Annotated in this window: 25 protein-coding genes; 5 read left to right on the forward strand and 20 right to left on the reverse strand. The window is 52.0% G+C overall.

Going from position 1 to position 25,262, the window contains the following annotated elements; translation table 11 throughout:
- Nucleotides 1-302: 302 nt before the first annotated feature.
- From LI015_RS14785 to LI015_RS14800, 4 genes are all read left to right on the forward strand, one after another.
- Nucleotides 303-1,913: a class I adenylate-forming enzyme family protein gene (locus LI015_RS14785; RefSeq protein WP_195632088.1), complete on the forward strand. Its 1,611-nt coding sequence runs from the start codon at nucleotides 303-305 to the stop codon at nucleotides 1,911-1,913.
- Nucleotides 1,914-1,928: 15 nt separating this feature from the next.
- Complete coding sequence (locus LI015_RS14790) at nucleotides 1,929-3,512, forward strand: acyl CoA:acetate/3-ketoacid CoA transferase (RefSeq protein WP_002565198.1); 1,584 nt, start codon at nucleotides 1,929-1,931, stop codon at nucleotides 3,510-3,512.
- A gap of 81 nt (nucleotides 3,513-3,593) precedes the next feature.
- Nucleotides 3,594-4,331 carry a 3-oxoacyl-ACP reductase FabG gene (gene fabG, locus LI015_RS14795; protein ID WP_002572240.1) on the forward strand — a complete coding sequence of 246 codons (738 nt, stop codon included), beginning with the start codon at nucleotides 3,594-3,596 and terminating at the stop codon, nucleotides 4,329-4,331.
- A gap of 26 nt (nucleotides 4,332-4,357) precedes the next feature.
- Nucleotides 4,358-5,545, forward strand: a complete 1,188-nt coding sequence (locus LI015_RS14800) for a thiolase family protein (protein WP_002572239.1) — start codon at nucleotides 4,358-4,360, stop codon at nucleotides 5,543-5,545.
- A gap of 99 nt (nucleotides 5,546-5,644) precedes the next feature.
- Here the strand turns inward: LI015_RS14800 and LI015_RS14805 are convergent, their stop codons facing one another.
- The 4 genes from LI015_RS14805 to LI015_RS14820 all read right to left on the reverse strand — a co-directional run bounded on the left by LI015_RS14805 (nucleotide 5,645) and on the right by LI015_RS14820 (nucleotide 10,688).
- Complete coding sequence (locus LI015_RS14805) at nucleotides 5,645-6,745, reverse strand: hypothetical protein (RefSeq protein ID WP_227125513.1); 1,101 nt, start codon at nucleotides 6,743-6,745, stop codon at nucleotides 5,645-5,647.
- The gene (locus LI015_RS14810) at nucleotides 6,742-7,929 is read right to left on the reverse strand and encodes an ABC transporter permease (protein WP_002565208.1); all 1,188 of its coding nucleotides are present in this window, start codon (nucleotides 7,927-7,929) and stop codon (nucleotides 6,742-6,744) included. The genes LI015_RS14805 and LI015_RS14810 overlap by 4 nt, the downstream gene beginning before the upstream one ends.
- A 23-nt stretch (nucleotides 7,930-7,952) precedes the next feature.
- The gene (locus LI015_RS14815; protein ID WP_227125515.1) at nucleotides 7,953-9,938 is read right to left on the reverse strand and encodes a zinc ribbon domain-containing protein; all 1,986 of its coding nucleotides are present in this window, start codon (nucleotides 9,936-9,938) and stop codon (nucleotides 7,953-7,955) included.
- 75 nt (nucleotides 9,939-10,013) lie between these two features.
- Complete coding sequence (locus LI015_RS14820) at nucleotides 10,014-10,688, reverse strand: ABC transporter ATP-binding protein (RefSeq protein ID WP_227125517.1); 675 nt, start codon at nucleotides 10,686-10,688, stop codon at nucleotides 10,014-10,016.
- Nucleotides 10,689-11,005: 317 nt separating this feature from the next.
- Here LI015_RS14820 and LI015_RS14825 point away from each other — a divergent pair, with 317 nt between their 5' ends.
- Nucleotides 11,006-11,209 carry a hypothetical protein gene (locus tag LI015_RS14825; RefSeq protein ID WP_002565211.1) on the forward strand — a complete coding sequence of 68 codons (204 nt, stop codon included), beginning with the start codon at nucleotides 11,006-11,008 and terminating at the stop codon, nucleotides 11,207-11,209.
- A gap of 104 nt (nucleotides 11,210-11,313) precedes the next feature.
- On the opposite strand, the gene LI015_RS14830 is transcribed toward LI015_RS14825, so the two are convergent.
- From LI015_RS14830 to modA, 16 genes are all read right to left on the reverse strand, one after another.
- Nucleotides 11,314-11,895 carry an NUDIX hydrolase gene (locus LI015_RS14830; protein WP_002572236.1) on the reverse strand — a complete coding sequence of 194 codons (582 nt, stop codon included), beginning with the start codon at nucleotides 11,893-11,895 and terminating at the stop codon, nucleotides 11,314-11,316.
- A gap of 53 nt (nucleotides 11,896-11,948) precedes the next feature.
- Nucleotides 11,949-12,137 (reverse strand): hypothetical protein, encoded by a 189-nt coding sequence (locus tag LI015_RS14835; protein WP_002565213.1) that lies wholly within the window; start codon nucleotides 12,135-12,137, stop codon nucleotides 11,949-11,951.
- 54 nt (nucleotides 12,138-12,191) lie between these two features.
- The gene (locus LI015_RS14840; protein WP_002565214.1) at nucleotides 12,192-13,133 is read right to left on the reverse strand and encodes a DMT family transporter; all 942 of its coding nucleotides are present in this window, start codon (nucleotides 13,131-13,133) and stop codon (nucleotides 12,192-12,194) included.
- A gap of 107 nt (nucleotides 13,134-13,240) precedes the next feature.
- Nucleotides 13,241-13,597 carry a 50S ribosomal protein L20 gene (rplT, locus tag LI015_RS14845; protein WP_002565215.1) on the reverse strand — a complete coding sequence of 119 codons (357 nt, stop codon included), beginning with the start codon at nucleotides 13,595-13,597 and terminating at the stop codon, nucleotides 13,241-13,243.
- Between the two features lie 28 nt (nucleotides 13,598-13,625).
- A complete protein-coding gene (gene rpmI / locus LI015_RS14850) occupies nucleotides 13,626-13,823 on the reverse strand; it encodes a 50S ribosomal protein L35 (protein ID WP_002565216.1) in 198 nt (65 codons plus the stop codon).
- Nucleotides 13,824-13,852: 29 nt separating this feature from the next.
- Nucleotides 13,853-14,347 carry a translation initiation factor IF-3 gene (gene infC / locus LI015_RS14855; protein WP_002565217.1) on the reverse strand — a complete coding sequence of 165 codons (495 nt, stop codon included), beginning with the start codon at nucleotides 14,345-14,347 and terminating at the stop codon, nucleotides 13,853-13,855.
- A gap of 437 nt (nucleotides 14,348-14,784) precedes the next feature.
- On the reverse strand, nucleotides 14,785-15,099 hold the full coding sequence (locus tag LI015_RS14860) for a DUF1540 domain-containing protein (protein WP_002565218.1): 315 nt from the start codon (nucleotides 15,097-15,099) through the stop codon (nucleotides 14,785-14,787).
- A gap of 61 nt (nucleotides 15,100-15,160) precedes the next feature.
- Nucleotides 15,161-16,780, reverse strand: coding sequence for a hypothetical protein (locus LI015_RS14865; RefSeq protein ID WP_002565219.1), 1,620 nt, complete (start codon nucleotides 16,778-16,780; stop codon nucleotides 15,161-15,163).
- A 14-nt stretch (nucleotides 16,781-16,794) separates the two neighbouring features.
- On the reverse strand, nucleotides 16,795-18,204 hold the full coding sequence (locus LI015_RS14870; protein WP_002565220.1) for an MATE family efflux transporter: 1,410 nt from the start codon (nucleotides 18,202-18,204) through the stop codon (nucleotides 16,795-16,797).
- Between the two features lie 80 nt (nucleotides 18,205-18,284).
- Nucleotides 18,285-18,875: a nucleotidyltransferase family protein gene (locus tag LI015_RS14875; protein ID WP_002572233.1), complete on the reverse strand. Its 591-nt coding sequence runs from the start codon at nucleotides 18,873-18,875 to the stop codon at nucleotides 18,285-18,287.
- 16 nt (nucleotides 18,876-18,891) lie between these two features.
- Nucleotides 18,892-19,761: a selenium cofactor biosynthesis protein YqeC gene (yqeC, locus tag LI015_RS14880; RefSeq protein ID WP_002572232.1), complete on the reverse strand. Its 870-nt coding sequence runs from the start codon at nucleotides 19,759-19,761 to the stop codon at nucleotides 18,892-18,894.
- 559 nt (nucleotides 19,762-20,320) lie between these two features.
- On the reverse strand, nucleotides 20,321-21,352 hold the full coding sequence (locus tag LI015_RS14885) for an XdhC family protein (protein ID WP_227125519.1): 1,032 nt from the start codon (nucleotides 21,350-21,352) through the stop codon (nucleotides 20,321-20,323).
- Entirely contained in the window at nucleotides 21,349-22,290 is a 942-nt protein-coding gene (locus tag LI015_RS14890) for an NTP transferase domain-containing protein (protein WP_002565224.1), read from the reverse strand. Before LI015_RS14890 ends, LI015_RS14885 begins: the two co-directional genes overlap by 4 nt.
- 47 nt (nucleotides 22,291-22,337) lie before the next feature.
- A complete protein-coding gene (locus LI015_RS14895; RefSeq protein ID WP_118024066.1) occupies nucleotides 22,338-23,486 on the reverse strand; it encodes a sulfate/molybdate ABC transporter ATP-binding protein in 1,149 nt (382 codons plus the stop codon).
- A 13-nt stretch (nucleotides 23,487-23,499) separates the two neighbouring features.
- A complete protein-coding gene (gene modB / locus LI015_RS14900; RefSeq protein ID WP_002565226.1) occupies nucleotides 23,500-24,171 on the reverse strand; it encodes a molybdate ABC transporter permease subunit in 672 nt (223 codons plus the stop codon).
- A 21-nt stretch (nucleotides 24,172-24,192) separates the two neighbouring features.
- Nucleotides 24,193-25,077 (reverse strand): molybdate ABC transporter substrate-binding protein, encoded by an 885-nt coding sequence (modA, locus tag LI015_RS14905; protein WP_227125521.1) that lies wholly within the window; start codon nucleotides 25,075-25,077, stop codon nucleotides 24,193-24,195.
- Between the last annotated feature and the right edge of the window lie 185 nt (nucleotides 25,078-25,262).

Below are 25,262 nucleotides of genomic sequence, written 5' to 3' on the forward strand. Positions count from 1 at the left end.
AATGCTTTTTTACTTTTTTGACAAATTTTCAGTGTATATATTGTCTATTTTTCAAAAATTGTTTATTTTTTATCAATGTTATTGTGCATATGGTCAGATTTTACCCGTTTTAAATCTGGCTCGCCTCTTCACCAAATGTACAATATGCATAATATTTTTTACATATTTTTATATCACATTGTCTCTATTATAATAGAATGCCAAAAATAAACATATTTTTGTTATTGACTATTGAATCATTTTCGTTTACTATTAGCCTTAAAGAACGAAATCGGTTTCTCTAATACACGGGGGTATTAATTATGATTAACGGAACAACTCTTTGGAATCGCTCTTATACTTCAGATATGATAGAAAAGACCTTTTCCGGTAAGACTTATTTGACCTATCCCAATCTTCCTGCCAATTTATACGACGCCTTATCCTTATCTGCCGCACGCCATCCGGACAAGACAGCAGTTGTGGATGACAGCGGCGCTACTTATACCTATACAGAACTAAGGGACATGGCCGACCATTTTTCTTCTTACCTATATTACATATCGGATATCAAGCCGGGAACCAAGACAGGCATCATGATGTTCAACAGCGTTGAATTCTGCGTGACCTTCCTGGCTCTTACAAAACTGGGAGCCGTGGTAATACCGCTCCCCAGCAAATACAGCCGGAACGAAGTGCTTTCACTGACAGCAAAGGCCGATCTCCAGTACATCCTGTGTGATGAAAAATTTTATGACTGGTTCGTACCGCTGGAAACCTCCGGCGTCCATCTGATGAAGCCCGGACGGAGTCAGGACGGATTTGGTTTTTCCCACCTGTGCGCCTCCTATCTCAGCCCCGTTCCCTCCCTTGGCAGGGAGGAGGATGACGCGCTCATCATGTTCACATCCGGCACCACCTCCCAGAGCAAGGGAGTCATTATCAAAAATTACAGCATCATGCACGCCATTGTCTCCTACCAGAGAATTTTCCAGATAACGGACCGGGACACCACCCTTATTCCCATTCCCATATACCTGGTAACCGGGCTGGTGGCGCTTCTGGGACTGACCCTGTATGCAGGCGGAACCGTTTACCTGCACAAGTTCTTTGATGCCAAACGGGTTCTCAGGGATGTAAACGACAAGGAAATCACATTTCTCCACGCCGCACCGGCCGTATTTTCCCTGCTGCTGAGGGAGAAGGACAGTTTTCCTTCCCTGCCCAGTCTGAGGCTTCTGGCCTGCGGAAGCAGCAACATGTCAAAGGAAAAGCTGACAGAAATCCACCGCTGGCTGCCCTGCGCCGTATTTCACACTGTATACGGGCTGACCGAGACATGTTCGCCTGCCACCATCTTTCCGGGCGATGCTTCCACCAGCAGTTACATTGGTTCCTCGGGCCTTCCCATTCCCGGCACCTGCTTTTGTATACTGGATGACTCAGGTTCACAGATGCAGACAGGCCAGGTAGGGGAAATCGCAGTCAGGGGGACAGTTCTCCTGGACCGGTATTATCAAAAGGGAACCGGGGAGCTGGACGGAGACGGCTGGCTCCGTACCGGAGATCTGGGATATTTTAACGGGGAGGGGTATCTGTTTATCGTGGACCGGAAAAAGGACATGATAAACCGGGGCGGAGAAAAAATATGGAGCTTTGATGTTGAAAATGAGCTGTACAGGCTGGACGGGATTGATGAGGCGGCTGTGGTGGGGATTCCCCACGATATCTACGGCGAAGTGCCTGTGGCCGCGGTGAAGCTGTCTCCTGAAAGCATTCTGACGGAACAGCAGATACAGGATTTGCTGAAATGCAGGATTGCCAAATACATGATTCCTTCCCGCATTCTTTTCCTGAACGAGCTCCCTCTCACGCCCAATAACAAAGTAAATAAATCAGCCATACGGAAACTTTTCATGCAGCCAGAACAGTAAGGAGGTTACACAAAAATGAGAAAACCAGTTTTTATCACCGGCGAAGAAGCCGCTGCCATGATTGCCGACAACGCAACCGTGGCAACCATCGGCATGACCCTGGTGTCGGCAGCCGAAACCATTCTCAAAGCCATTGAACAGCGCTTTTTAGAGACAGGAAGTCCCAGAGGACTGACTCTGGTCCATTCCTGCGGGCAGAGCGACCGAGACCGAGGTATCCAGCATTTTGCCCATGAGACCATGCTCTCCAGAATCATCGGGGGCCACTGGGGACTGCAGCCCAGAATGATGCAGCTGATTGCCGACAACAAGATTCTGGCCTACTGCATTCCCCAGGGCCAGTTTGCCCAGTTATACCGCAGCATGGCCGGAGGCGAGCCCGGAAAAATCACCAAGGTGGGCCTGGGCACCTTCATCGACCCCAGGATTGACGGAGGCAAAATGAACGAAATCACCATGAGCGCTCCCGATATCAATGAGGTGGTTACCATCGGCGGCGAGGAATATATGCGCTATAAACCCATCCCTCTGGATTACTGCATCATCCGGGGAACCTATGTGGATGAATACGGCAATCTGACCACAGACGAGGAGGCCATGCAGCTGGAAGTGTTCTCCGCCGTCATGGCATGCAAAAAATTCGGCGGAAAGGTGCTGGCCCAGGCAAAGTATAAAGTCAGGGCCGGTTCCCTCCACTGCAAACGCGTGATTGTGCCAGGGGTATTCATTGATGCGGTTGTCATCTGTCCCAATCCCGAAGAGGACCACAGGCAGACCCACAGTTTCTATATGGACCCTGCCTACTGCGGAGATACCAAGGCGCCTGTATCATCCGACGACGTCCTCCCCATCTCGCTGCGCAAGGTTATCGGGCGCAGGGCATTGATGGAGCTGGCGCCCGACGATGTGCTGAATGTGGGAACCGGGATTCCCAATGATGTCGTCGGCCCCATTATCACAGAGGAGGGGATGTCGGAGGATGTGACCATAACCGTGGAATCCGGTATCTACGGTGGCATTCCCATGGGCGGTATCGACTTTGGAATTGCCAGGAACCAGTTTGCCCTGGTCCGGCACGACGACCAGTTTGACTATTATAACGGACCCGGTGTGGATGTCACCTACATGGGTGCAGGCGAGGTGGACGCCGAGGGAAATGTCAATGCCACCCGTTTAGGGCCAAAGCCCACGGGAGCAGGCGGTTTTATTGATATTACCACCAATGCCAAGCACGTGGTCTTCTGCTCCTCTTTTACCGCCAAAGGACTGGACTGCTCCTTTGAAGGAGGAAGGCTTCATATCAACCAGGAGGGTTCTTTAATTAAATTTGTCAGCCGGATTAAGCAGGTTTCCTATAACGGCAGAATCGCCAGAGAAAAGGGCCAGAAAATGCACTATGTAACGGAACGGGCCGTATTTGAGCTTCGTCCGGAGGGACTGACCCTGACCGAAATCGCCCCCGGAATTGATATCCAGACCCAGGTCCTGGACCTGATGGAATTCACTCCCCTGATCAGCCCTGATCTGAAGGAGATGGATACAGCCATTTTCATGGAGGGTGCTCCCTTCGGACTTAGAAAGTATATATTTTCTAATTAATACGCAGCAGTTCGGGACGGTCAGGATGAGACTCCGTCCTGAACAGTTCCAATAACATATTCACATTAAGGAGGATTAATCATGAGACTCGAAAACAAAACCGCAATTGTAACAGGTGCCGGCCGCGGCCTCGGCAAAGGGATTGCCTTAAAACTGGCAGCAGAAGGCGCCAAGGTCATCGTAGCCGACATGTCAATGGAAACAGCCTCTGCAACTGCTGAGGAAATCAACGCTTCCGGCGGCACAGCCAAGGCCTTTGCCGTCAATATCGCCAAGCAGGACGAGGTAAAGGCAATGATGGACTTTACCGTGGAGTCTTTCGGCACATTGGATGTTATTGTCAACAACGCCGGAATCAACCGCGACGCCATGCTGCACAAGATGACTGTGGAGCAGTGGGATCAGGTCATTGCGGTTAACCTGACCGGCACATTCTACTGCGTCCAGTATGCTGCCCAGATTATGAGGGAAAAGGGAAGCGGCGCCATCATCAACATCTCCTCCGCCAGCTGGCTGGGGAATATCGGACAGGCCAATTATGCCGCCTCCAAAGCCGGCGTGGTGGGCCTCACCAAGACAGCATGCCGCGAGCTGGCAAGAAAGGGCGTCACCTGCAATGCCATCTGCCCTGGTTTTATCGACACGGACATGACCCGCGGCGTACCTGAAAAGGTGTGGGATACCATGATAAGCAAGATACCTATGGGAAGGGCCGGCAGCCCTGCGGACGTAGCCAATATGGTTGCTTTCCTGGCTTCTGACGAGGCAAACTACATTACAGGCGAAGTAATCAACGTGGGCGGCGGTATGATTCTTTAATGATATAAAATGAGGAGGATACGGATATGGAGAATTTAAAAGAAGTAGTAATTGTCAGCGGAGTCCGGCTTCCCGTCGGCTCTTTCGGCGGAAGCCTCAAGGATATTTCCGCCATTGATATGGGCGCCATGGTTGTAAAAGAGGCCGTGAAGCGTGCCGGTATAGAGCCCTCTGATGTAGATGAGACTATTGTGGGCCAGGTGGGCCAGATTGCGGAATGCGGTTTTGTAGCCAGAGCCGTCAGCCTGAAAGCCGGACTTCCCGAAACAACATGCGCCTATTCCGTCAACCGCCAGTGCGGCTCAGGCCTTCAGGCCATTGCCGACGCAGTGATGGAGATACAGACAGGGTTTGCAGACGTGGTGGTTGCTGCGGGCACCGAGAACATTTCCCAGCTTCCCTACTATGTGAAGGACGCCCGCTGGGGTGCCAGGATGGGACACAAGGTGTTTGAGGACGGCGTCATTGATATATTGACCTGGCCCTTAGGCCCCTACCACAATGGCGTGACAGCTGAAAATGTAGCAGAAAAATACAATGTGACCCGCCAGGAGCAGGACCAGTATGCCCTGGAAAGCCACCTGAGGGCAGCGGCAGCCATCGAAGCCGGTAAGTTCAAAGACGAAATCCTCCCGGTGGAATTAAAGGACAGAAAAGGAAACATCACTGTCTTTGACACTGACGAAGGCCCCAGAGCCAGCCAGACCATAGAAAAGCTGGAGCGCTTAAAACCATGTTTTGTGAAGGACGGAACCGTGACTGCGGGCAATTCCTCCAGTCTGAACGACGGCGCTGCCGCTGTGGTTGTCATGTCCAGGGAAAAGGCAGACGCCCTGGGCGTCAAGCCTCTCCTTACCATTAAGGGCTGCACGGTTGCCGGCAACGACGGAGCCGTCATGGGATACGCTCCCAAGCTCTCCAGTGAAAAGCTGGCAGCGAAACTGGGATTGGACCTTAAGGCCATTGATATGTTTGAAATCAACGAGGCTTTTGCAAGCCAGGCCTTTGCCGTACGGCGCGACCTGGGACTGGACCCCGAAAAAGTAAATATTTACGGCGGAGGAATCTCCATCGGCCATCCCATCGGAGCAACCGGTGTTATCCTGGCCGTGAAGGTACTTTATGAACTGCAGCGGACCGATAAAAAGGACGCCATGGTAAGCATGTGCATTGGCGGCGGGCAGGGAATCTCCATGTACTTTACAAAAGACTGATACTAGAAATTAAAACCGGAGCTGAAATCTGTGTTAGAGGATTTCAGCTCCGGTTTGTTTTGAACCGCAGTAAAAATGTTACTATATCTAATGATCAAATCACCTGAACATCTGCAGATAATACCAGGGAGGAAACAGCCTCCCCACCTGGTCCAGTCCCGGAAAGAACCTCCCTGCATCCACAAAAACAGGACAGAACACAAGGCTTCCGATAACCAGGAAGGGTATGATGCAGCAGAGAACCTGGGGCCTGCGGCACACCAGGCGCAGAATCCAGGCCGATGCTATGACAACACAGCAGTAACCGGCCATGGCCGCAGCCTCTCTTGGAAAGGATGTCATCACGCCGCCCGCCCACAAGGCCAGAAGCCCTGATATGCTGACCATGACGGCAGGAGCCGCCATGGAAGCCACGCGGCAGGGTATCCTGTATCCGTATGAAAGAGGAAGAAATAATCCCCTCTCCTCATCGCCGCACATGACCACAGCTCCATATAGCCCGGTAATGAACACGTAAACAGCCACCAGGCCCCTGACCGGAAAGACATCTGTCCGGCTGCTGGCAACATCTATTTCCTCTCCATCCCTGCCCTGAAACTGGTATTCAAACCGGAAGGTGGAACCACTCTCCAGCCATTTTGTGTAAAGCTCCTTTGCCTGTACGGCTGCTTCCTCTCTGGCTTCGCCGCCTGGTGCTCCCAGATGGTCAAACAGTTCATTTTCAGCCACATAATCTGCCAGCAATTTCCCATCGTATATCTTCATAAGGGCTGCAAACACAGTCTCCGTGGAGAGAGCCGAAGCCACGGTGGACGGAGCCGAATATACGCCGATAGAACGCTTATAGGATTTGGTATCCAGTTTCTCCTCCAGTCCGGCATATATCACATAACCGCATTCCGCCCGCCGGGACGCCACTTCTGCCTTTACCTCTTCCTCGTCACGGCACAGATAGAAACGGAACATTCCCGCATCCTCTCCTCTCGGCCGGTTCACAAGGCTGTCCGCCAGGGCATCACCCAGGGAGTTCTCCCCGCTCTCTTCCACACTGATGGCTATACTTATGTCCTGGCTTCCCTTTTTCTGGGCCTGGCCGGCTGCCAGCACCCCGGCAGGAAGGAGCAGGAGGATGAAAAGAAAGGACCATTTTCTCATATATCGCTTGCATGACAGAAAAAACCACATAGCGACCCGCTTCATTCCCTGACCACCTCCGCTCCCACGCTGAGCAGAAACCCGGCCATGGCCAGGACTGCCAGCTTTATAAATACTGCCAGGCTAAAAGAAGATGTGACCACCAACTTCATCCCCTCCATCAGCACATAGGTGGGCAGAAACGGCGCTGCAGCCCGGAAGGTGGTGGGCAGGAATACCAGGGGAAGAAATCCCCCGGACAAAAAGTGCATGGCAGTCACCGCCAGAAACAGCAGCATGACACCGCCCATCAGGCTTCCGGCCGCCTGGTAGAGGAACACCACCAGGGACGCGGCCCCCAGGCAGACCATCACCAGGGCTGCCAGCCCGGGCAGGCTGAATTCTATCAGCCCCGCAAAAGACGCTCCCAGAGCCGTACACAGGGCCACCGACAGAAACAGCATCCCCACCCCTAAAATCCTGGCTGCAACCAGAGTCCCCTTCCCCACTCCTATAAGGGCCAGCTGGCCCTTCATGGACGCAGAGCCGGAGGCAAGATAGGCTGATACGGGAATGGCACAGAGAAGCAGAAACAGTACAGCTGTGCTGATGCCGTAAAAGTGAATCGTATCCACGTCCCCTGTGGCACTGACTCTTACATTCTTAAAGTAATCCATGCGCGGCAGGCTGTAACCCATATAAATCCGGTTCAGGTCCGCCTCCAGGCTGCTCACCGAATCCGCCATGCCGTAAAGGTACAGCAGTTCGTCCCCCGCGTAGATTCCCGCCTGGCTGGCTCCCAGAGTAGAGGCGCCTGCATCAGTCAGTTCTTTGAAAATGCGGCTTTCCAGACCCGCTCCTTTTGGCAGCAGAATTTTCACCGGGGTATTGGTTCCATTCATAATATCCTGCACAAATCCCTCCGGCACCTCCATCACTGCGTACAGTTTTCCTGCTTTCAGCTTATCCAGGCATTCTTCTTTATTCATATATTCAAAATCGCAGATGCTCTTGACGCTTTCCAGCGAACTGACCATGGCCAGTGCCTTCTTCGCCACAGCATCTCCTTCAGGAAGCACTACCCCTACGGTAATCCTCCCCGCCGATGTTTCCCCATACAGCATCCTGGCTGACAAAAGGGCAATCGTACCCGCTAAAAGTAACAGCACGATTGCCCCTGCAAAGATGTGGGGAAGCTTTTTACATGCTCGTTTCAACTCAAGCCTGAGATAAACCAGACGTGCAGACATATCTTCCCATTCCTTTTATCTTATTAATACATGGATACTCCCATCTGGCTGCCTAATCCCATGACGCCAAACAGCATTTCCATCCCTACATTGGTCCAATCCTCTTCCGTGGCAGACAGCACATCCATGGTCTCGCCCTCTAAAGGACTGATTTCGCCTTCCAGCGGCTGATAGTAGTATTCACCGCTGAGAACCACATTCACGGAATCATCCATAATGGATGTCTCCAGAGAATCAATGTTCACATGGACGGATTTTCCCTTTTCCAGCTGGTCCACTGCGCCTTCAGCGGAAATCTTCACAAGCTGTGAGCCATTTCCTCCTACCTCGCCTGACAGGTGGTAGCTTCCGTCCTTGGAATCATATGTACTGGTGTATGTAAAGTTATAGGTCTCATCACCGGGAACAGTCAAATCCAGGGAAAGGTCGCTGGTCAGCACGCTTTTATCGTAGCTTCCCTGCTTCACCATATCAATGCTCACCGTATCCGTGGCATCCTCCAACGTAATGCTGGCCAGGGCATTCTGAGTCAGATAGGCGCCGCCCTGAAGCTGGCAGCTAAAGGTCAGTGCAATATATCCCTCTTCAGAAACATCTGTATCCTCAACATAGAGATTGGTGGAGCCTTCCACTGCTGCCAGGCGTCCCTTCTTATCCACATAAACCGTCATGTTTACATCAGTCAGCGCCTTGTCCAGATATTCTATCATCTGGTCCACCATTTTCTTTGCCTCCTCGTAGGACTGCTGCTGCATCTCCTCCGCGGACATGGTTCCGGTCCCTGACATGGTTCCTCCCATAAGCTCGCTCATCTTAACGGTGGTCTCCAGCTGACGCATAAAATCTGCTTTCAGGGTCTCGTCCTGAAGGAAGAAATCAGAAGACTGGCGAAGGAATTCAATCATGGAATCCTTGCTGACAGTCACATTATATCCCTTGCAGCTTACCTGGGCGCCGTCTATGGTGTAGGTTCCCTTAGCGGCCTTTTCAACTGTCAGGGCAGCCTTGAAATTCTCCTGGGCCTTGCATCCTTCTTTATAACGGTTAATCAGCGCCTCTACATCAAAGGGCTGTCTGCCTTCTGTCTGTGCTTTTTCAGCCTCGTCCATCAGCTCTGTGAAATAAACAGCCATGCCTTCTACATCCACGCCGTTCTGCTCCAGCAGAGGTCCCACGGTAGGCGAATTCTTAATACGGTCTGCCAGTCCTTCTCCCAGGTCCACGGTAAACACCTTGGCGGACAGCTCCGGAACCGCAAGCATCAGGGTATCATCCCCGTAATATGCGTTCAGATTGGCAAGGTCCATTCCGCTGTAGATAACTCCCATGTTGAAGAAGCTCCTGCCGTTGGTCTTGTCGTCCTTTGCCTCAAAGCGCAGGCCGCTTCCTGCATAAGCATTGACTGTCGCATCCGAGCAGCTGTCCATCTTAAGTGTCAGGCCGCCCTGGCTGTCTGCTGTCTTCACTGTCTCAGCAAAGTCCTTCAGGCCGAACAGCTCCTCAGAAGGGTAAACCTGTCCTTCCGGGAATACATTTTCAAAAGCGTCAATGACCACCTGCTTTGGATCCTTTGTGGTCATCTTCACATAGGCCAGCGCTGCAACGGCAATAACAGCGGCAAAGGCGATGACCGCAGCCAATATCTTGATAAACTTCTTATTTGGCTGGGGCTCTTCCGGCACAGTCACTGCTGCCGGAGCCGGTTCCTCTGTTTTTACATTCTCTGCTTCAGCCGCCGGTTCCTCTGCTTTTACTGCCTCTGCTTCGTCCGCCGGTTCCTCTGCTTTTACTGTCTCTGCTTTGGCCGCCGGTTCCTCTGCTTTTACTGCCTCCGCACCGGATGCCGGTTCTTCCGACTTTACTGCCTCCGCGCCGGACGCCGGTTCCTTGTCTGCCGGCTCCGGGCCGTTGTTTTCCGGTGTCTGATCCTCATGTTCCATCGGAGCCCCGCACTGGGTACAGAATTTCACATCTGCTTCCTGCTCTGCTCCACACTTGGTACATTTCATATTTCTCTCTCCTCCCTTGTAAAAGGATCCTTCCGCCGCCTTAAATGCTGCTGCGGCTGTCCTTTTGTTATGAATCTATCGAAATTGGCTAATCAGCTCTTTTGCCGACAGTCCACATTCGATTTCCCTTAAAACTCCGCCTTTTAGTATGCACATCCTGGTACACAAGGCCAGCTCCGCCAGCTCATGGGACGTCAGTATAACAGCCCCGCCCGAAGCCATATATTCCCTGAGATAATTCCGGATAATTTCCTTACACTCCAAATCCAGGGCAGCCCCCGGCTCATCCATAATAAGAACAGGAGCATGGTTGGACAGGGCGCATGCTATGCTGAGCCGCTTCTTCATCCCGCCGGAAAGCTTTCCCGCTGTACGATCCAGCATGCAGTCCACACCCAGCATGGAAGCTGCTCCGTCCTTTAAATCCGATTCCATCTGCTTTCTGCTTCCCCTGTACCACAATAGCAGGTTGTCCCTTACTGTCAGTTCCTCCATAAGAGGATTCTCCTGGGGCACATAAGCCGCCTCCTCCGCAAATACCCGCGGATGGCCCGACGCCTCCCTGCCATTATATAAGATACTGCCCCGGTCCGCTTTCTGGGCACCTGCCAGAATGGACAAAAGAGTCGTCTTGCCGCAGCCGTTATACCCCACAATGCCCACACATTCTCCCGGAGCCACTGTCAGGTCCGCTCCCGCTAAAATATTCTGTCTGTGATAGGACTTATAAATTCCTGATATCTCCAGCATCGCCGCAATCACTCCCGTAAAAACAATATATGATACAGGACTCAGTGTACCATATATTGGGAGGGAATGCAAAATAATAATTATTAACGATTCCTTAACTATGCCATAATGACAGTAACGTTTTTTCGTTGTTTTCAACGTTATCTGTAATGTTTCAGTACTGTTTTTTTAATGTTTCTGTATCGGGTACGCAGGCAAATTCACAGCTGGCAATATGTGGATTTGGCGGAAAAACCAAATGCAAAATCGGAAAGGAACCTTCTCCTGAATATTTTCCGCCAATCATACAAAAACTACTATGGACAGGAGGTATCACCATGGCAAAAGCAGGAATGAGAAGGCCCAGCCCTTACGACGCTGATAATCACGGAACCGAGAACCACCACAAAATGAACCATCCCAAAAATGAGCAGGCCCAGGTTCCCGAAATCCAGGGGGCTGCCAAAAACGGAAACGCCAAGGCAGGCCCTATCAATGCTCCCAACTGGGCAAGAGATGATTATAAAACAGGAGAGCATTAAAGGTATGGAAAGGCGGGCCTGGCCACATCCGGCGCCCGCCTGTATCAAATCAAAGTTTCATTTTTTGTTCATAGCATCACCCATACGGTTTACAGTCATCCCATTTAACCTAATGCTCCCAGCTCAGCCGCCCTGTACAGCGCCGCCACATGTACGGCCTGTTCTACCCCGCCTTCCCTCAGCAAACGCTTCACTTCCTCCCCCTCCAACTCCACTACCTCCAAGGCCTCTGTCTCATCCAGATTCTGGGGTGCGGCCGGGAATACATTCCTGGCCAGGTAGCACTGGGCATAGCTGGTGCAGTTGCTGGCATTCGGGGCGATTTTGAAGAGGAATTCCAGACTCCCTGCCTTGTATCCGGTTTCCTCCAGCAGTTCTCTGGCAGCACCGTCCTTTGGATCCTCTCCTGCCTCGATGCATCCCGCCGGAAGCTCCAGAAGCACCTTCTCCACACCGTGGCGGTACTGGCGCACCATTATCACCCTGTGCTCCGGCGTTACCGCCACTACCACCGCAAAATCCGGCAGATGATTGACATAAAAGGGGGCAATGACCATGCCGCCTGGCAGCTGGCAGGTGCTGGCGCGCATATCAATCCATGAATCCTTAATTACAGTTGTCTCATCCAGTATTTTCCATGAAAGATTCATATTCAGTTTCTCATCTTTATTATCCGCCTTCTTCATTGTCCCTCTTTTTCTCCCTTACTTTCCTGTGGTCTGCCTTTCCATGAACAGCCTCACTGCCATAACCCGTCCTCCAGGGCCGCCATCATCAGGACCAGATGCAGATTCATAGCTGCTGTCTTATCGTCAATATAGTGGACATCCCGCTCCATCTTCACCCGCCCCGGCAGCAGTTCCATTGCATCAAACAGGTCCTTTGCCGCTTTCCGCGACTGGTATTGTACATATGCATCCTTAATCATTGCCCACAACCTCCTTTGGTTATTATAACGCTTGGAGGATGCTTTTTCCCTTATTTACTGCCGGGAATCCGCCGGGTATACCGCGCTTTCACCGCACTGTTTCCCCGCGGACAGACTGTTTCCCACCATGCCGGCCACAATCACCGCAATTCCGGCCAGTCCCGCCGGCTCCGGAACTCTGTCCTTTAGCAGCAGGATTCCTCCCAGCAGGGTAAATACCACCTCACCGCACTGGGTAGCCTCTATCACTGCCAGATGGCGCGGATTCTCTTTTACCAGGTCCGTGGCCTTAAAGAACAGGATCGTTGCAATAACACCTGAAAACAGAGCCACGCACAGGGACTGGAATACCTGTCCGCGGCCTGCCGGCCCAGCTTTTACCCAGGCCCAGCCAGACATGAAAATCCAAAAGGGCATGCTGCACAGTGTCATGCCGTAAACCCGTTCCAGGGTGGTCATGCCTGCCGGACAAAGCGCCATCATTTTGCGGTTTCCCAGGGGATAGGAAAATGCCGCCACCAGTATGGGTGCCAGCGTAAAGAGCACAGTCCTCACCTCCATCCGCTTCAGATGAGGCACCTGCATCATAAATACGCCTGCCAGTACGAGAACAGACCACCCCAGGTTCCGGATTGGTATTCTTTTTCCAAATAACGGCGTCAAAAGCACGCCAGCCACTATGGTCAGCTGCCAGGTAGCCGCTGCCAGCCAGGATTCCCCCAACACGGATCCGAAGGTAAGAGGTGCGTAAAACAGTCCGAAACCCACCGTACTCCATACCAGCCATGAGACAGGCGCCTCTTTTACGGCGCTCCACACCCTGCCCGCCGAGGGGCTCCCTGCCAGCATAATCCACAATATGGGAAATGTAAACAGATACCTGAGGCTGGCCGCCCACATCCAGTATCCTCCGGCCAGATTCATGCTTCTGTTCAGGATAAAGGTAAACGCAAAGAAAAAGGATGCCAGAATCCCGTATATCAGCGCTTTCTTCAACTCATTCTCCTCCCTTTTTTGAAACAGCCGCGAAAAGTCCGTTTCAAAAAAGAGGGCACTGCAGCTTGTCCTGCAATACCCTCTTGTAATCCTATATCAATTCTAAGTTAAGCAATCTTGGACTTAGCCAGTTCAGCTAACTTTGCAAATCCCTCTGCGTCATTGATAGCCATTTCAGACAGAACCTTACGGTTTAAGTCAACCTCAGCTAACTTTAAGCCGTACATGAACTTGCTGTAGGACAGGCCGTTGATACGTGCTGCAGCGTTGATACGTGCAATCCACAGCTGTCTGAACTGTCTCTTTCTCTCTTTTCTGCCTGCATAGGAGCTGGTCAGGGCACGCATTACAGACTGCTTTGCAATCCTGTACTGCTTGGAACGGGCGCCTCTGTAGCCCTTAGCCATCTTTAAGACTCTATTGTGTTTCTTCTTTGCATTTAAACCGCCTTTTATTCTTGCCATCGGTAATTCCTCCTTCTACAATTCAAACTTACAGATATGGTAAAATCTTCTTCATTACCTTTGAGTTGGTAGCATCGGTAACGATATCTTTTCTAAGATTTCTCTTCCTCTTAGTGGATTTCTTAGTTAAGATGTGAGACTTGTAAGCTTTATTGCGGACTAACTTACCGGTTCCTGTCTTTTTAAAGCGCTTTGCTGCTGCTCTGCTGGTTTTTAACTTTGGCATTGTAAATTTCCTCCTTAAAACTTTCTATTTTAACGTTTTGCAGTTAAAAACATAACCATGCTTCTTCCTTCAACTTTGGAGGGTTTATCTATAACTGCGATATCCTTTAAACTCTCAGCGAAATCATCCAGGATGTATTTGGACTTGAACATATGGGCCATCTCACGACCGCGGAAACGAAGTGTCACCTTCACTTTGTCGCCCTTCTCCAAAAACTTTCTGGCAGCTCCCACCTTGGTGTTCAAGTCGTTGGTGTCAATGTTGGGTGACAAACGAACTTCCTTTATCTCGATTACCTTCTGTTTCTTCTTGGCTTCTTTTTCCTTGCGTGCCAGTTCATAACGGTACTTGCCATAGTCGATAATCTTACATACCGGCGGCTTTGCCGTAGGTGCAATCTTCACCAGGTCAAGCTCTGCTTCCTGAGCCATCCTCAGTGCCTCTTTTCCCGGCACGATGCCTAACTGCTCCCCGTCCTCGCCAATCAGCCGTACTTCCTTGTCTCTGATTTGCTCGTTAATCATTAATTCGCTAATAGTCGTACACCTCCAAATAAGTCATGTTGTTCTGGAATCGGCATGCCCCGTTCTTTCCCTGTAGGGCAAAAAATAAAGCGGACAGCCTGGCTATCCACTTCCTCATATAAAACCATCTGCTGCCCTATCTCACACGGAAACTCCCTGAAATAATACAGCACATCGTTTCATCTATGAACCCGGGTCACATGTTCGTGCCAGGGTGAGGCGGATACCTGCTTTCCTGTCAGTCGTTCTCACAACTTATATTAATTTACTACATTTGATCGTATTTGTCAACTCTAATTTTAAAACTTTTCTTATGATTTCTTATAATGCTTTTCTTCTAAACCTTTATAACCCCTTCTACAGTCTTCGGCAAAAGGGCGGGGACGCCTTCCGGTTCCCCGTAAGACGTCCCCGCCCATCCTGTCCTGATTCTGAATCTATCTGGCCTTAAAGGTACTGCACCTGGTCTCCGTGCACTCGCAGGCACCGTCACCGCTTATATCAATGCGCTCAGCGCTGCAGCGGTGCTCCTCATTGTAGACACATTTTACTGCGTCGCAGGCAATCTCCAGCCTTGTCTCAGGGGTCTTGAACAGGTTGGTGAACTTGCCTCCCTTGTTCTCGTCAAAGCTTGCACAGCAGGTCTGCTCCGCCGTCTTAGCCTTGTTGCCATCCACCGCAATGGCCGCCTTACAGCAGCAGTTGTCAGCGTTGTGCAGGCAGTTCTTTACACTACATTCCAGCTTGGTCATAGTCCTTACCTCCTTCTCCTGGTCTTCATGTTTACCAAATGACAAGGATAGTATGTACGGATTATAATTTTTGATTCATAAGCCGCAGGGCTTCAATGCATTTTCCTTCACTGCCGTCCATGTTATAAAGCTCTCCTCTGGTCACAAAGGTATATACCTGGATATCGTCCACATAGGCGCCTTTGCCGCCGCTTACGCTGATGGTAACATCAGAAGGCTGGCAGTTGCTGAATTTAAGCTCTACCTTCCGCTCCTCCTTCACGTCCACGGTCCTTGTCTGGGATCCCATGCGTATGGTCAGCCTGCATTTTTCCTCTGCCCCTGTCCTCAGCTTCACATAGGTATCCTTGCCTGTGTTGCCGGTCATCCGGCCGCCCAGGTTCTGGTATATATTTCCGCCCGACGGAATCATTGCGGATTTTCCGGTCTCATCCTCCGCAATGTAGCTTCCTCCGGAAAAACGCCATCCGTCCATACCGAGTGCAAACTGGGCATTGAACAGCTTATTATCCCCATAATCCCGGTAGGTCCAGATGCCGTACCCCATGGTGGAATTTTTAAGAATGGGAGCAACGCCATCCAGGTACAATGATTTCTCATCATCCCGCAGCTGGGCATTGTGCTCGTATCCAACTGTATTGTCCGTAAACAGGAACTGGTCCAGATACACAGGCTTGCCTCCGCTGTACACATGAAGCCGGTTCAGGAACACGGGAATCTTTTCCAGTGCTTCCGCTGCCGTCACGCGCTCATGCTCATTCATAAAGCCCATGGGAATGCCGTACATTGCGCTGGTATAGGCGGCGCTGCCGCTGGGGAAGGTGGAGGAATGCATAAAGCCCTCCTGGCTTCCGTCCTTGTGCTCCACCGGGTCCACATCCAGGCGCACTTCCATGGACAGACCGGGAAACACCGTCTGGCTGTCAGCCAGAAGTTCATTTAAAAACTGGTCGTAAAACCCATAAAATACACTTCTGGCCTGGGAATCCCTGGCCGGAAAATACAGGTCGTCATAACTGGCCAGCTCATGGCCGTACATTTCCTCCAATTCCTCCAGCTCATAATTTTCCATGGCGTAATCCACATATCCGAAGGCTTTGGCCATGCTGCGCCCCTTTACCCCGTTTCCCAGGGACGCGCTGGAATCCGTAAAGTTCCAGAAGTCCTCCCATGTCAGGAACCCTCCGCAGAAATTCTCATGGGAGGATGCCGCCTGGTACAGACGGCCCACATATTCCAGCCAGGCAGACCGCTCTGTCCCCTCCTGCATCAGCCCCTGGTACCGGTCCATCACATTGCCGCCCCCGCAGTAATCCCAGGTATATCCCACCCTCAGCATCACACTCAGTCCCTGGGCGGCAGCTGCATCCATAACACGGTCCAGCTTGTCCCAGGCATATTGGTTGTATGTACAGGGGGTCATGCCGGGCTGGAATTCCCTCCAGGGCACCACCAGGATAATATTGTTAAAGCCGTCCTGGGCAATGCGGGCCAGCTCCTGGTCCATATTGCCACTCTCGCTGTTCCAGAAATTGATGACCCAGTCATCGGAATAATAGGTGGCTGATTTGAGGTAACCTGCTGTCCCCGCAGCATGGTCCTCTGCCCTGGCAAACCCGGATGTAAACAGGAACGCTGCCGCCCCCAGTATAACCGCGGCCTTCATACATGGTCTTTTCATTGGTTCTTTCTCCTTTAGCTGTGGTTCTTTTCTCCGCCTCGTTTCAGCTCAGGCCACACAGTGAGCAGCATGGTCCCGAAGCAGGCGGCGCCTCCGATAAAGTTGGATATGGGCTCTGCCATCAGTATGCCCTGGGTTCCCATTCCGAATACAGTGGGCAGTATGATGATAAGGGGTATGACAATGATAACCTTGCGGAAAATGGAAAAAAATACCGCGTTTCTGGATTTTCCCAGTCCCACGAACACGGACTGGCCCGCAAACTGAAGGGACATCATGAAAAATCCAAAGAAATACATGCGTATAGCCGGAATTCCCGCCTCCACCATGTCTCCCTCCCGGTTGAAGATGCGGATAAAGAACGCCGGAAACCAGTCCACGAATCCCCATGCCACAACTGTATACAGGATACAGACCACGGACATGAATACAATGGCCTTCTGTACCCTTTTATACTCCCTGGCTCCGTAGTTATACCCCAGCACAGGCTGGGCACTGTTGGTCAGGCCGTTTACCGGCATGGAAATAACCTCCCTGACCGAGTTGATTACGGTCATGATTCCCACATAGAGGTCGCCGCCGAATTTCTGGAGCATGGAATTATACATGATCTGTACAAGACTGTTTGTGATGGACATGGTAAATCCGGACATTCCCAGGCCCACGATGCGAAGCAGCCGGCCGGCGTCCAGCTTCATGGCCGAAGGCCGCAGCTTCAGTATGGTGCGCCTGCCTGTGAGGAAGGCCAGAATCCATAGGGCCGACAGCATCTGTGAAAGAATGGTGGCCAGGGCAGCGCCCCTTACCCCCATGTGGAAAACAAAGATAAAAACAGGATCCAGTACAATATTGGTGACCGCCCCCAAAAGCACGGTCATCATACCCACGGTCCCAAAGCCCTGGGAATTGATAAAGCTGTTCATGCCCAGGCCTGTCATGACAAAGATATTGCCCATGAGATAGATCGTCACATAAGCGTCTGCGTAGGGTATGGTGGCGTCGCTGGCGCCAAAGAGATACAGCATGGGCCGCTTGAACATCAGGCCCAGGACCGTCAGCAGGATTCCCACTGCCACCATCATCACAAAGGAATTGCCCATGATGGCCTCCGCCTCTTTCTCATTTCCCCTTCCCCTTTCAATAGAGCACAAGGGAGCGCCGCCCATGCCGAAAAGGTTGGCAAAGGCAATCACAATGGATATGATGGGCAGGCAGAGACCCAGCCCGGTGAGGGAAAGGGTGGCGTTCTCCGGTATCATTCCTATATAAATGCGGTCCACAATATTATACAGCACATTGATGAGCTGCGCCAGGGTCATGGGAACCGCCAGCTTCATGATATTTCCCACCACACTGCCCCTGGAAAAATCGTTTTTCTTCTGATTGTCCGATTGTTTGTCCATTTGATTATCCGACTGTTTCATACTCCCACCACATTTCCATACATTCTGTCTGTTTTGACCCGGCCGCACCAAATATACCTGGAAAATGCTGCCGGCAATGTCTATACCGCGCCCAAATCCTCTGTTCGGTCAATGTCCTTAAGTTCTTCCTCCGGCACCTCCATGGTCCACACATCCCCGGGGTGCGCCTTCATGATTACGCTTCCTCCCCTGTCGCCGCGAAGTGCCATAAGTTCTTTCCTGTAAAAGCTGCTGAAAACAGCGGGATTCCCCCGCCTTCCCTGATGGCACACACAGCCCATGCCCTTCCCTGACAGCCGGAAACCATGTATGAATTCTTTCAGGGTGGGCGTACTCATATATGGCTGGTCGGCCACTGAAAACAGAAGGGCCTCTGTTTCAGGAGAGGCCGATGAAGTCCCTAATCTGAGAGAGGCGGTGATTCCCTCACCGCTGAATCTGTTGGGAACTGCCAGAAGTCCCCGGCTCTCAGCCTGCTTTAAAATCGCCTCATACTGGCTGACCACCAGAACCTCTGTCTGGTGCCCCTCTTTCTCCAGCTCCCCTGCTGCCTGGCAGATGCAGTCAAGACCATGGCGGTAAAGTTCTTTTCCTTTAAAGGGTACCAGCAGCTTATTAGAGCCAAAACGGCTTCCAAATCCGGAAGCCATATAGATAAATGAAATCCTCATTCCCCTTAACCATCCTTTAAAATAACCGGGCGGAGCCGTCCTTGTCAAGATGTCCGCATGCAATCCCTGATGTCTCTCCCATGCAATCCAGCATTTCTCCGGCCAGCGCTGCTTCCTGCGGGGTGTCGGCCTGGTTGAATACAGGCAGGACCTCGGTTCCCGGATGGGCTGCCCGCAGAGGCAGCAGATATCCATGCTTCATCAGTGTCATCATATCTTCTTTTTGTATGATCCAGTCTGTCTTATGCTTTGCGTTCAGCTCCAATGCATCTGTCCCGCTGCCCCGCTGCTCCCGGCTATCCTCATACATCTTCCGGCCATATCGTTTCATCAGAGCCCCGGCCTCCTCAATCCTCAGGCAGCATTCCTCAGCCCGCTTTCCAAGGGATGTCAGGCCATTGAGACATAAAATCATATCTGTATTGTCCGGTATCACCGGCTCTCCGGCCCTCGGCACCTTCAAAGGCAGGCGTCTGGAGCCGTCGGCCTCCACCAGCACCAAATCCGCCAGGGAACAGGCTTCTTTATATAATTCCCAGCCTGTAAATGTAATTTTCCCCTTCTCTGCCGGCCTTCCGGCTACCGCCAGGCTGCGGCGTTCCAGAACGGTCCTGATTTCTTCTGCATTGCCGTCAAATACTCCGAACGCACCGGGGCGGGCCATATGGGTCGTGGTAACCACCAGGACCTTAAGTCCCCGTCCCACAGCCTCCCAGGCCAGTCTGCGGATAGTGGATGTCTTGCCGCCCGCTCCTGCAAGAGATACCACAAAAGGGCCCGGTCCTTTCCCGGACCGTGCCTGCTTTATCCGTCCATTAAGCCCCAGGCCATGCCACAGGCTGTCTGTTCCGGTCCATATGCCGCACTGGTAAAAATAAGCCCTCATGGCAATTTCTCCATTTTTACAGTTAATGCAAACCCTTATTTTGATACTTTGACTATTTTATCATAAAACATTGGATTGGGAAAGATGATTTTCCCTTCCATTCAAAACTTACATCCAAAAATCATCATTCAAAAACAGCCGGAAACAAGGGGAATCCCCTGCTTCCGGCTGCTGTTCTATTCCTGCTTTCTATTCCTGCTGTTCTATCTCTGCTGGATTTTATCCTGCCCGGCCTTGCTCCGGCCTTGCTCCGGCCTTACTCCGGCCTTACTTCGGCCTGCCCGGGCCTTATTCCATCCTTACCCTGTCCTTATTTCTGGATGTTATTCCTGATCACACCATACAAATCAAAACTCAGGATACCAAACACTAATATAACTCCGATGACTGCCATAACTGATTCCTTCCTTTCAAAATGTTTTCCATCACTGTGATAGATTCATTATATGTCAGGCAGACCGGTTGCGCAATCCGCATTATATCTAATCTTTTGGTGAACACCCATTTGTTTTTTGTGCATGAATGCAAAATATTTTAGATTGCCTAAAAATTTTTGTATTTATTTCTTTTTACCCATCCTTTCAGCTCTGCGGGCGATCAGTTCCCCTGCTATGCTGATGGCAATTTCCGCCGGAGTCTCTGCTCCTATGTCCGTACCGATAGGCATATGGCACTTTTGGATTTCCTCCAGGGAGAAGCCGTCCGCCAGCAGCTTATCCGTCACCACCCGTATCTTGTTCCTGCTTCCCATGATTCCGATGTAATAAGGATGCAGAGCCATGGCCTGCTTCTGCACGTAATAATCAAACTGGTGCCCTCTGGTCATGACGCACACATAGTCTCTGGGACGGATATCCACATAATCGCTGATATGTTCCATATCCCCCACCACGGTTCTCTCTGCCTGCAAAAACACCTGGGGATTGGCAAACGCCTCCCTGTCATCCATAACCACGCAGCGGAATCCCACATGGGCCAGCACCGGAACCAGCTCCTGGGCCACATGACCGCCTCCGAATATATAGACAGTCCCGGCCTGTACCAGGGGCTCGATATAAAACGTTCGTCCATCCACTTCCTTCTGAAGGGCATTGCTGCCGAAAAGTTCCCCCTCTAACAGCTGTCCCAGCCCCTTAATACCGGACAGCCCCAGACTGGGGCTGTAAAGGCCCATCTGCCAGCATGTCTCGTCGGTGATATCCAGTATAAGCCAGCTGTCCTCATCCTTTGAGAGGGCGTCCAGGACCTGGCCGCAGAAACCGGTCAGCACCTGGTCGCCGGGACGGATGTACTGGAAATATACCACCACATTTCCTCCGCACACCATTCCGATATCCGCCACCTGGTTCCTGGTAAGTGTGAATCCTTTGGCAAAAGAAGCCTTGTCCTCCATGGCCTTAAGGGCTGCCTGTATTGCCTGGTACTCCACGGCGCCCCCGCCCACGGTTCCTTCTATGGACCCGTCCTTCCTTACCAGCATCCGGGATCCGGTTCCCCTGGGAGTGGAGCCGGAACTGGCAATGATAGTCACCAGGACAGCTTCCTCCCCCTGTTCCAGTAATTGTCTTAACTCTGTAAATAATGTTTTCATGACTCCGTCTCTTCCTCCCCGGTAAAATATTTTTTGTAAAGCCGTTCCCCCTCCATGCGCAGTTCCCTTTCCATCCGCAGGTAGCGGTCCAGAAAATCCTTAGACTTGGGCGTAAGCTGTGAAAATCCTCCCTCCGCCCCTCCTGACTGTGTAATCAGCAGCGGGTAGCCCAGCTGCCGCTCCGCCTCTTTTAAAATCTTCCATCCTTTGGTATAGGACATATGCATCTGCCTGCAGGCTGTCTGCATGGAGCCTGTGTGGTCGATCAGAGACAGGAACTGGGCTGCCTGGGGTCCGAAAAACCCTTCATTGCGCTCCAATGTCAGCTGTACCTGGGGATATACGGCCAGCTTTTCCCTGCCCAGGCTGCCCAGGGCGCAGTCCTCGTCCGATTCCACGGCCATGATAATCCCCTCATCCTCCACCGGAATCTCTTCCAGATGCCCATTGATTTCCGGCTGGCGCAGGGCCCCTCTGAGTCCTCTTTCACCGTGATAGATCAAAAGAGACGGAATGGCTGCCTTGGACACCAGAACCGGATGGCCCCGTTTCCCGTCATACACAGGACAGGCGGCCATGGCCCGGGAACCCATCATCCGCTGTATGGTATCAGGAAGGAACATAGGGAATTTGGCAGGCAGGACAAATACCCGGTCGCATAAATCCTCTATATAATTTAACCCCATACAGATGCTGTAATACATCTGAGTCTGCTCATAATCCTGGTTGCGCAGGCAGATGACCCGAAGTCCGGCAATATGTTTTTCCACCTCGTCCGCCTTCTGCCCTGTAACCACTACCACCGGATCGATTCCCGCCCGTTTCAGTGTGATGATGATTCTTCGTATAACCGTGCTGTCCCCCACGGGAAGCATGGGCTGAAAACGGCTGATTGTGCTCTTGTGGCCTGCTGCGATAATGACAGCCCCTGTCTTCATAAGTCTGTTCCGCCTTTCCTGGTATATTAACAGTCTGGTACGCGCCCCTAAAGTTCACCTGTCAGGAGCAAAAGGGCGGAGGGCTCTACCCTGAGCCACCGGGGAACCACTCCCGCCGTATCGTGGGTGTGGATATCCTTCTCCTTCTTCCACCACAAACCGTTCTGTAAAGTAATATACCACTCAAACGGCATTTCGGAAATACATGGAGCGCATACTTTTATAAGATTTGCGTCTTCCCGCTCCATATAAGCCCTGGCACTGCTCTCCGACAGGGGTTCAAAATCATGGGCCCTGATGCCCACGCCTGTTATGGCGTCGCCCACGGGACGGTCCGTGGCCAGCTCCAGCCCATCCCAGTCCACGGCCCGTATTCTGCGTTCCCCCAGCCGTTCAATCCTGGATATGTTCTTACATCCTGTAAGCCTGGCTGCCCGGCATGTAACCGGGTTCTGGAAGATGTCCCGTGTCCTTCCGGCCGCCAGCACGCATCCCCGGTCCATGAGCAGCAGATTGTCGCAGAGCTGGTAGGCCTCATCCCTGTCATGGGTCACCATAATGGTCACACCGTCATAATCCTTAAGGGCGTCCGCCAGCTCCAGGCGCAGCCCTTCCCTCAGGTATGTGTCCATGGCTGAAAACGGCTCGTCTAACAGCAGCGCCTCAGGCTCATAGGCCAGGCTCCTGGCCAGGGCCACTCTCTGCTGCTGTCCTCCCGACAGCTGGCCCGGGAATCGCTTTTCCAACCCCTGGAGCCGGAACCGCTCCACCATCTCGGACACCTTCTGCTGCCTGGCTTCCCCGGACATGGGCCGGCGCCTTCTAAGCCCCACATTTCCCCGTCCCCCCTTTAATCCAACCATGATGTTCTGCTCCACGGTCATGCCCGGAAACAGGGCATAGTTCTGGAACAGATAGCCCACACGCCTTACCTGGGGCTTCTCATTAATCTTGAGGGCAGAGTCATAGAGAACACGGCCCCCGGCCGCCTCTCCCTGGGCATAGCGCAGGGCAATCCTGCCCTGGTCCGGGCGGATGATGCCGGCTATGGATTTTAAGGTCATGCTTTTGCCGCAGCCCGACGGCCCCAGTATGCCCAGGCATCCCCGTCCGGCCTCAAAGCTGATGTCCAGGCTGAAATCCTTTAATTTCTTTCTTATATCAACTTCCAAATGAAGATTGTATTCTGAGTTCACGGCTGTTCCCCTTTCATCCCTTCCGGTTCACGGGCCTTAATGCTGCCCAGTTCATCAATATAATGGACAGGAATGCGATGACCACAATAACCGCCACATAGCGGTACGCCGTATCCATATTGCCTGCGGCCACCTCTGAATAGACCGCCATGGGAAGGGTCCTTGTTTTGCCTGCTATGTTTCCCGCAATCATGGCAGTGGCCCCAAATTCTCCCAGTCCCCTTGCAAATGCCAGGACGCCTCCGCTGACAACCCCCGGCAGGCCTCCGGTCATGAGCACCTTCCAGAAGATGCCCCACTCGCTCATGCCCAGGGTCCTGGCTGCCGCCACCAGGTTCTGGTCCACCTGTTCAAATGCGCCCCTGGCAGAGCGGTACATTAAAGGAAAGGACATGACCACGGCTGCAATCACCGTAGCTGTCCATGAAAATGCGATTTTAACACTGAAATATTCAATAAAAAACTGTCCTACCGGCCGTTTGACCCCAAACATATAGAGAAGGAAAAAACCGGCCACCGTAGGGGGAAGGACAAGGGGCAGCGTAAGCACGCCGTCCCAAATCAGCTTCCATGTTTCATTTTTCATGCTCACCACAGCCCACGCCGCAAAGATTCCCAGAAAAAACGTAATGAAAATCGACAGGCTGGCTGTCTTCATAGATATCAGTATCGGTGACCAGTCCATGGATGGTTCCTCCCTTTTTCCTTACTCGCCTTTTGTAAATCCGTATTCTTCAAATACCTTCATGGCTTCATCCGTCTTAAGGAATTCCACAAAGTTCTTTGCTTCCCCCGGGTGAGCCGTGTTCTTCACCACCGCCACAGGATAAATGACCTTCTTGGCAAGGCTTCCCTCCGGAGCCTCTGCCACCACTTCCACCTTGTCCGCCATGCTGGCTGCATCGGTAGCGTATACGATACCCGCGTCAGCGCTGGATGCGGCCACCTGGTTAAGCACCTCTGTCACGTTGGTTCCAAAGCTTACCTTGTCCTGTATCTTATCCCAGATTCCCAGGCTGGTAAGGGCTTCCTCTGCATACTGTCCTGCCGGTACGCTGGCAGGATCCCCGAGAGCAATGGTCTCTGCCTTCTCAATGTCCTCAAACTTCTCTATGCCCGTGCTGCTGCCTGTTGGAACAATGAGCACAATCTTGTTCTCCAGCAGGCTGGTGATGGTGTCAGATTCAATCATGCCCTCCTCGTCCAGGGCTGTCATCTGCTTTGCCGCAGCCGACATAAACACATCCGCCTCCAGTCCTTCCTCAATCTGTGTCTGAAGCTTGCCTGAGCTGTCATAGGTACCCTTCACTGTCACGCCCGGATACTGCTCCTGGAACATGGGAATCAGTTCATCCTCATAGGCGTTCTTAAGGCTGGCCGCCGCCGCAACCAGAATCTCTGTGGATTCGCCTGCCTGGGCTGCGGTGGTCTCCCCGGCAGAAGTCTCTGCTTCTGTCTCTGCTGCAGTGGCAGTTGCCTGCGTTGTCTCTGCCTCGGTAGCTGCTGCTGTCTCCTTTGCGCCGCCTGAGCATCCGGCCAGAGCTGCCGCTGCCATCATTGCCGCCATCATCATGCAAATCTGTTTCTTCATAATTAATTCCTCCTGTAATTCTTAATCTTTTTTATATACAAATACAGGTACTCGTTATACTCAGACGACCATATCGTTTCCCACATAAATGCCCATCTGCTGAGGATGAGCATTTATACCGGACAAATACCTGTATTCCTATATTTCTGTTATGGGTCTCTCCGGAGCATGTCTGAACCTGCTCT

The organism is Enterocloster sp. 210928-DFI.2.20, from assembly GCF_020554465.1.
Classification (GTDB): Bacteria; Bacillota; Clostridia; order Lachnospirales; family Lachnospiraceae; genus Enterocloster; species Enterocloster bolteae.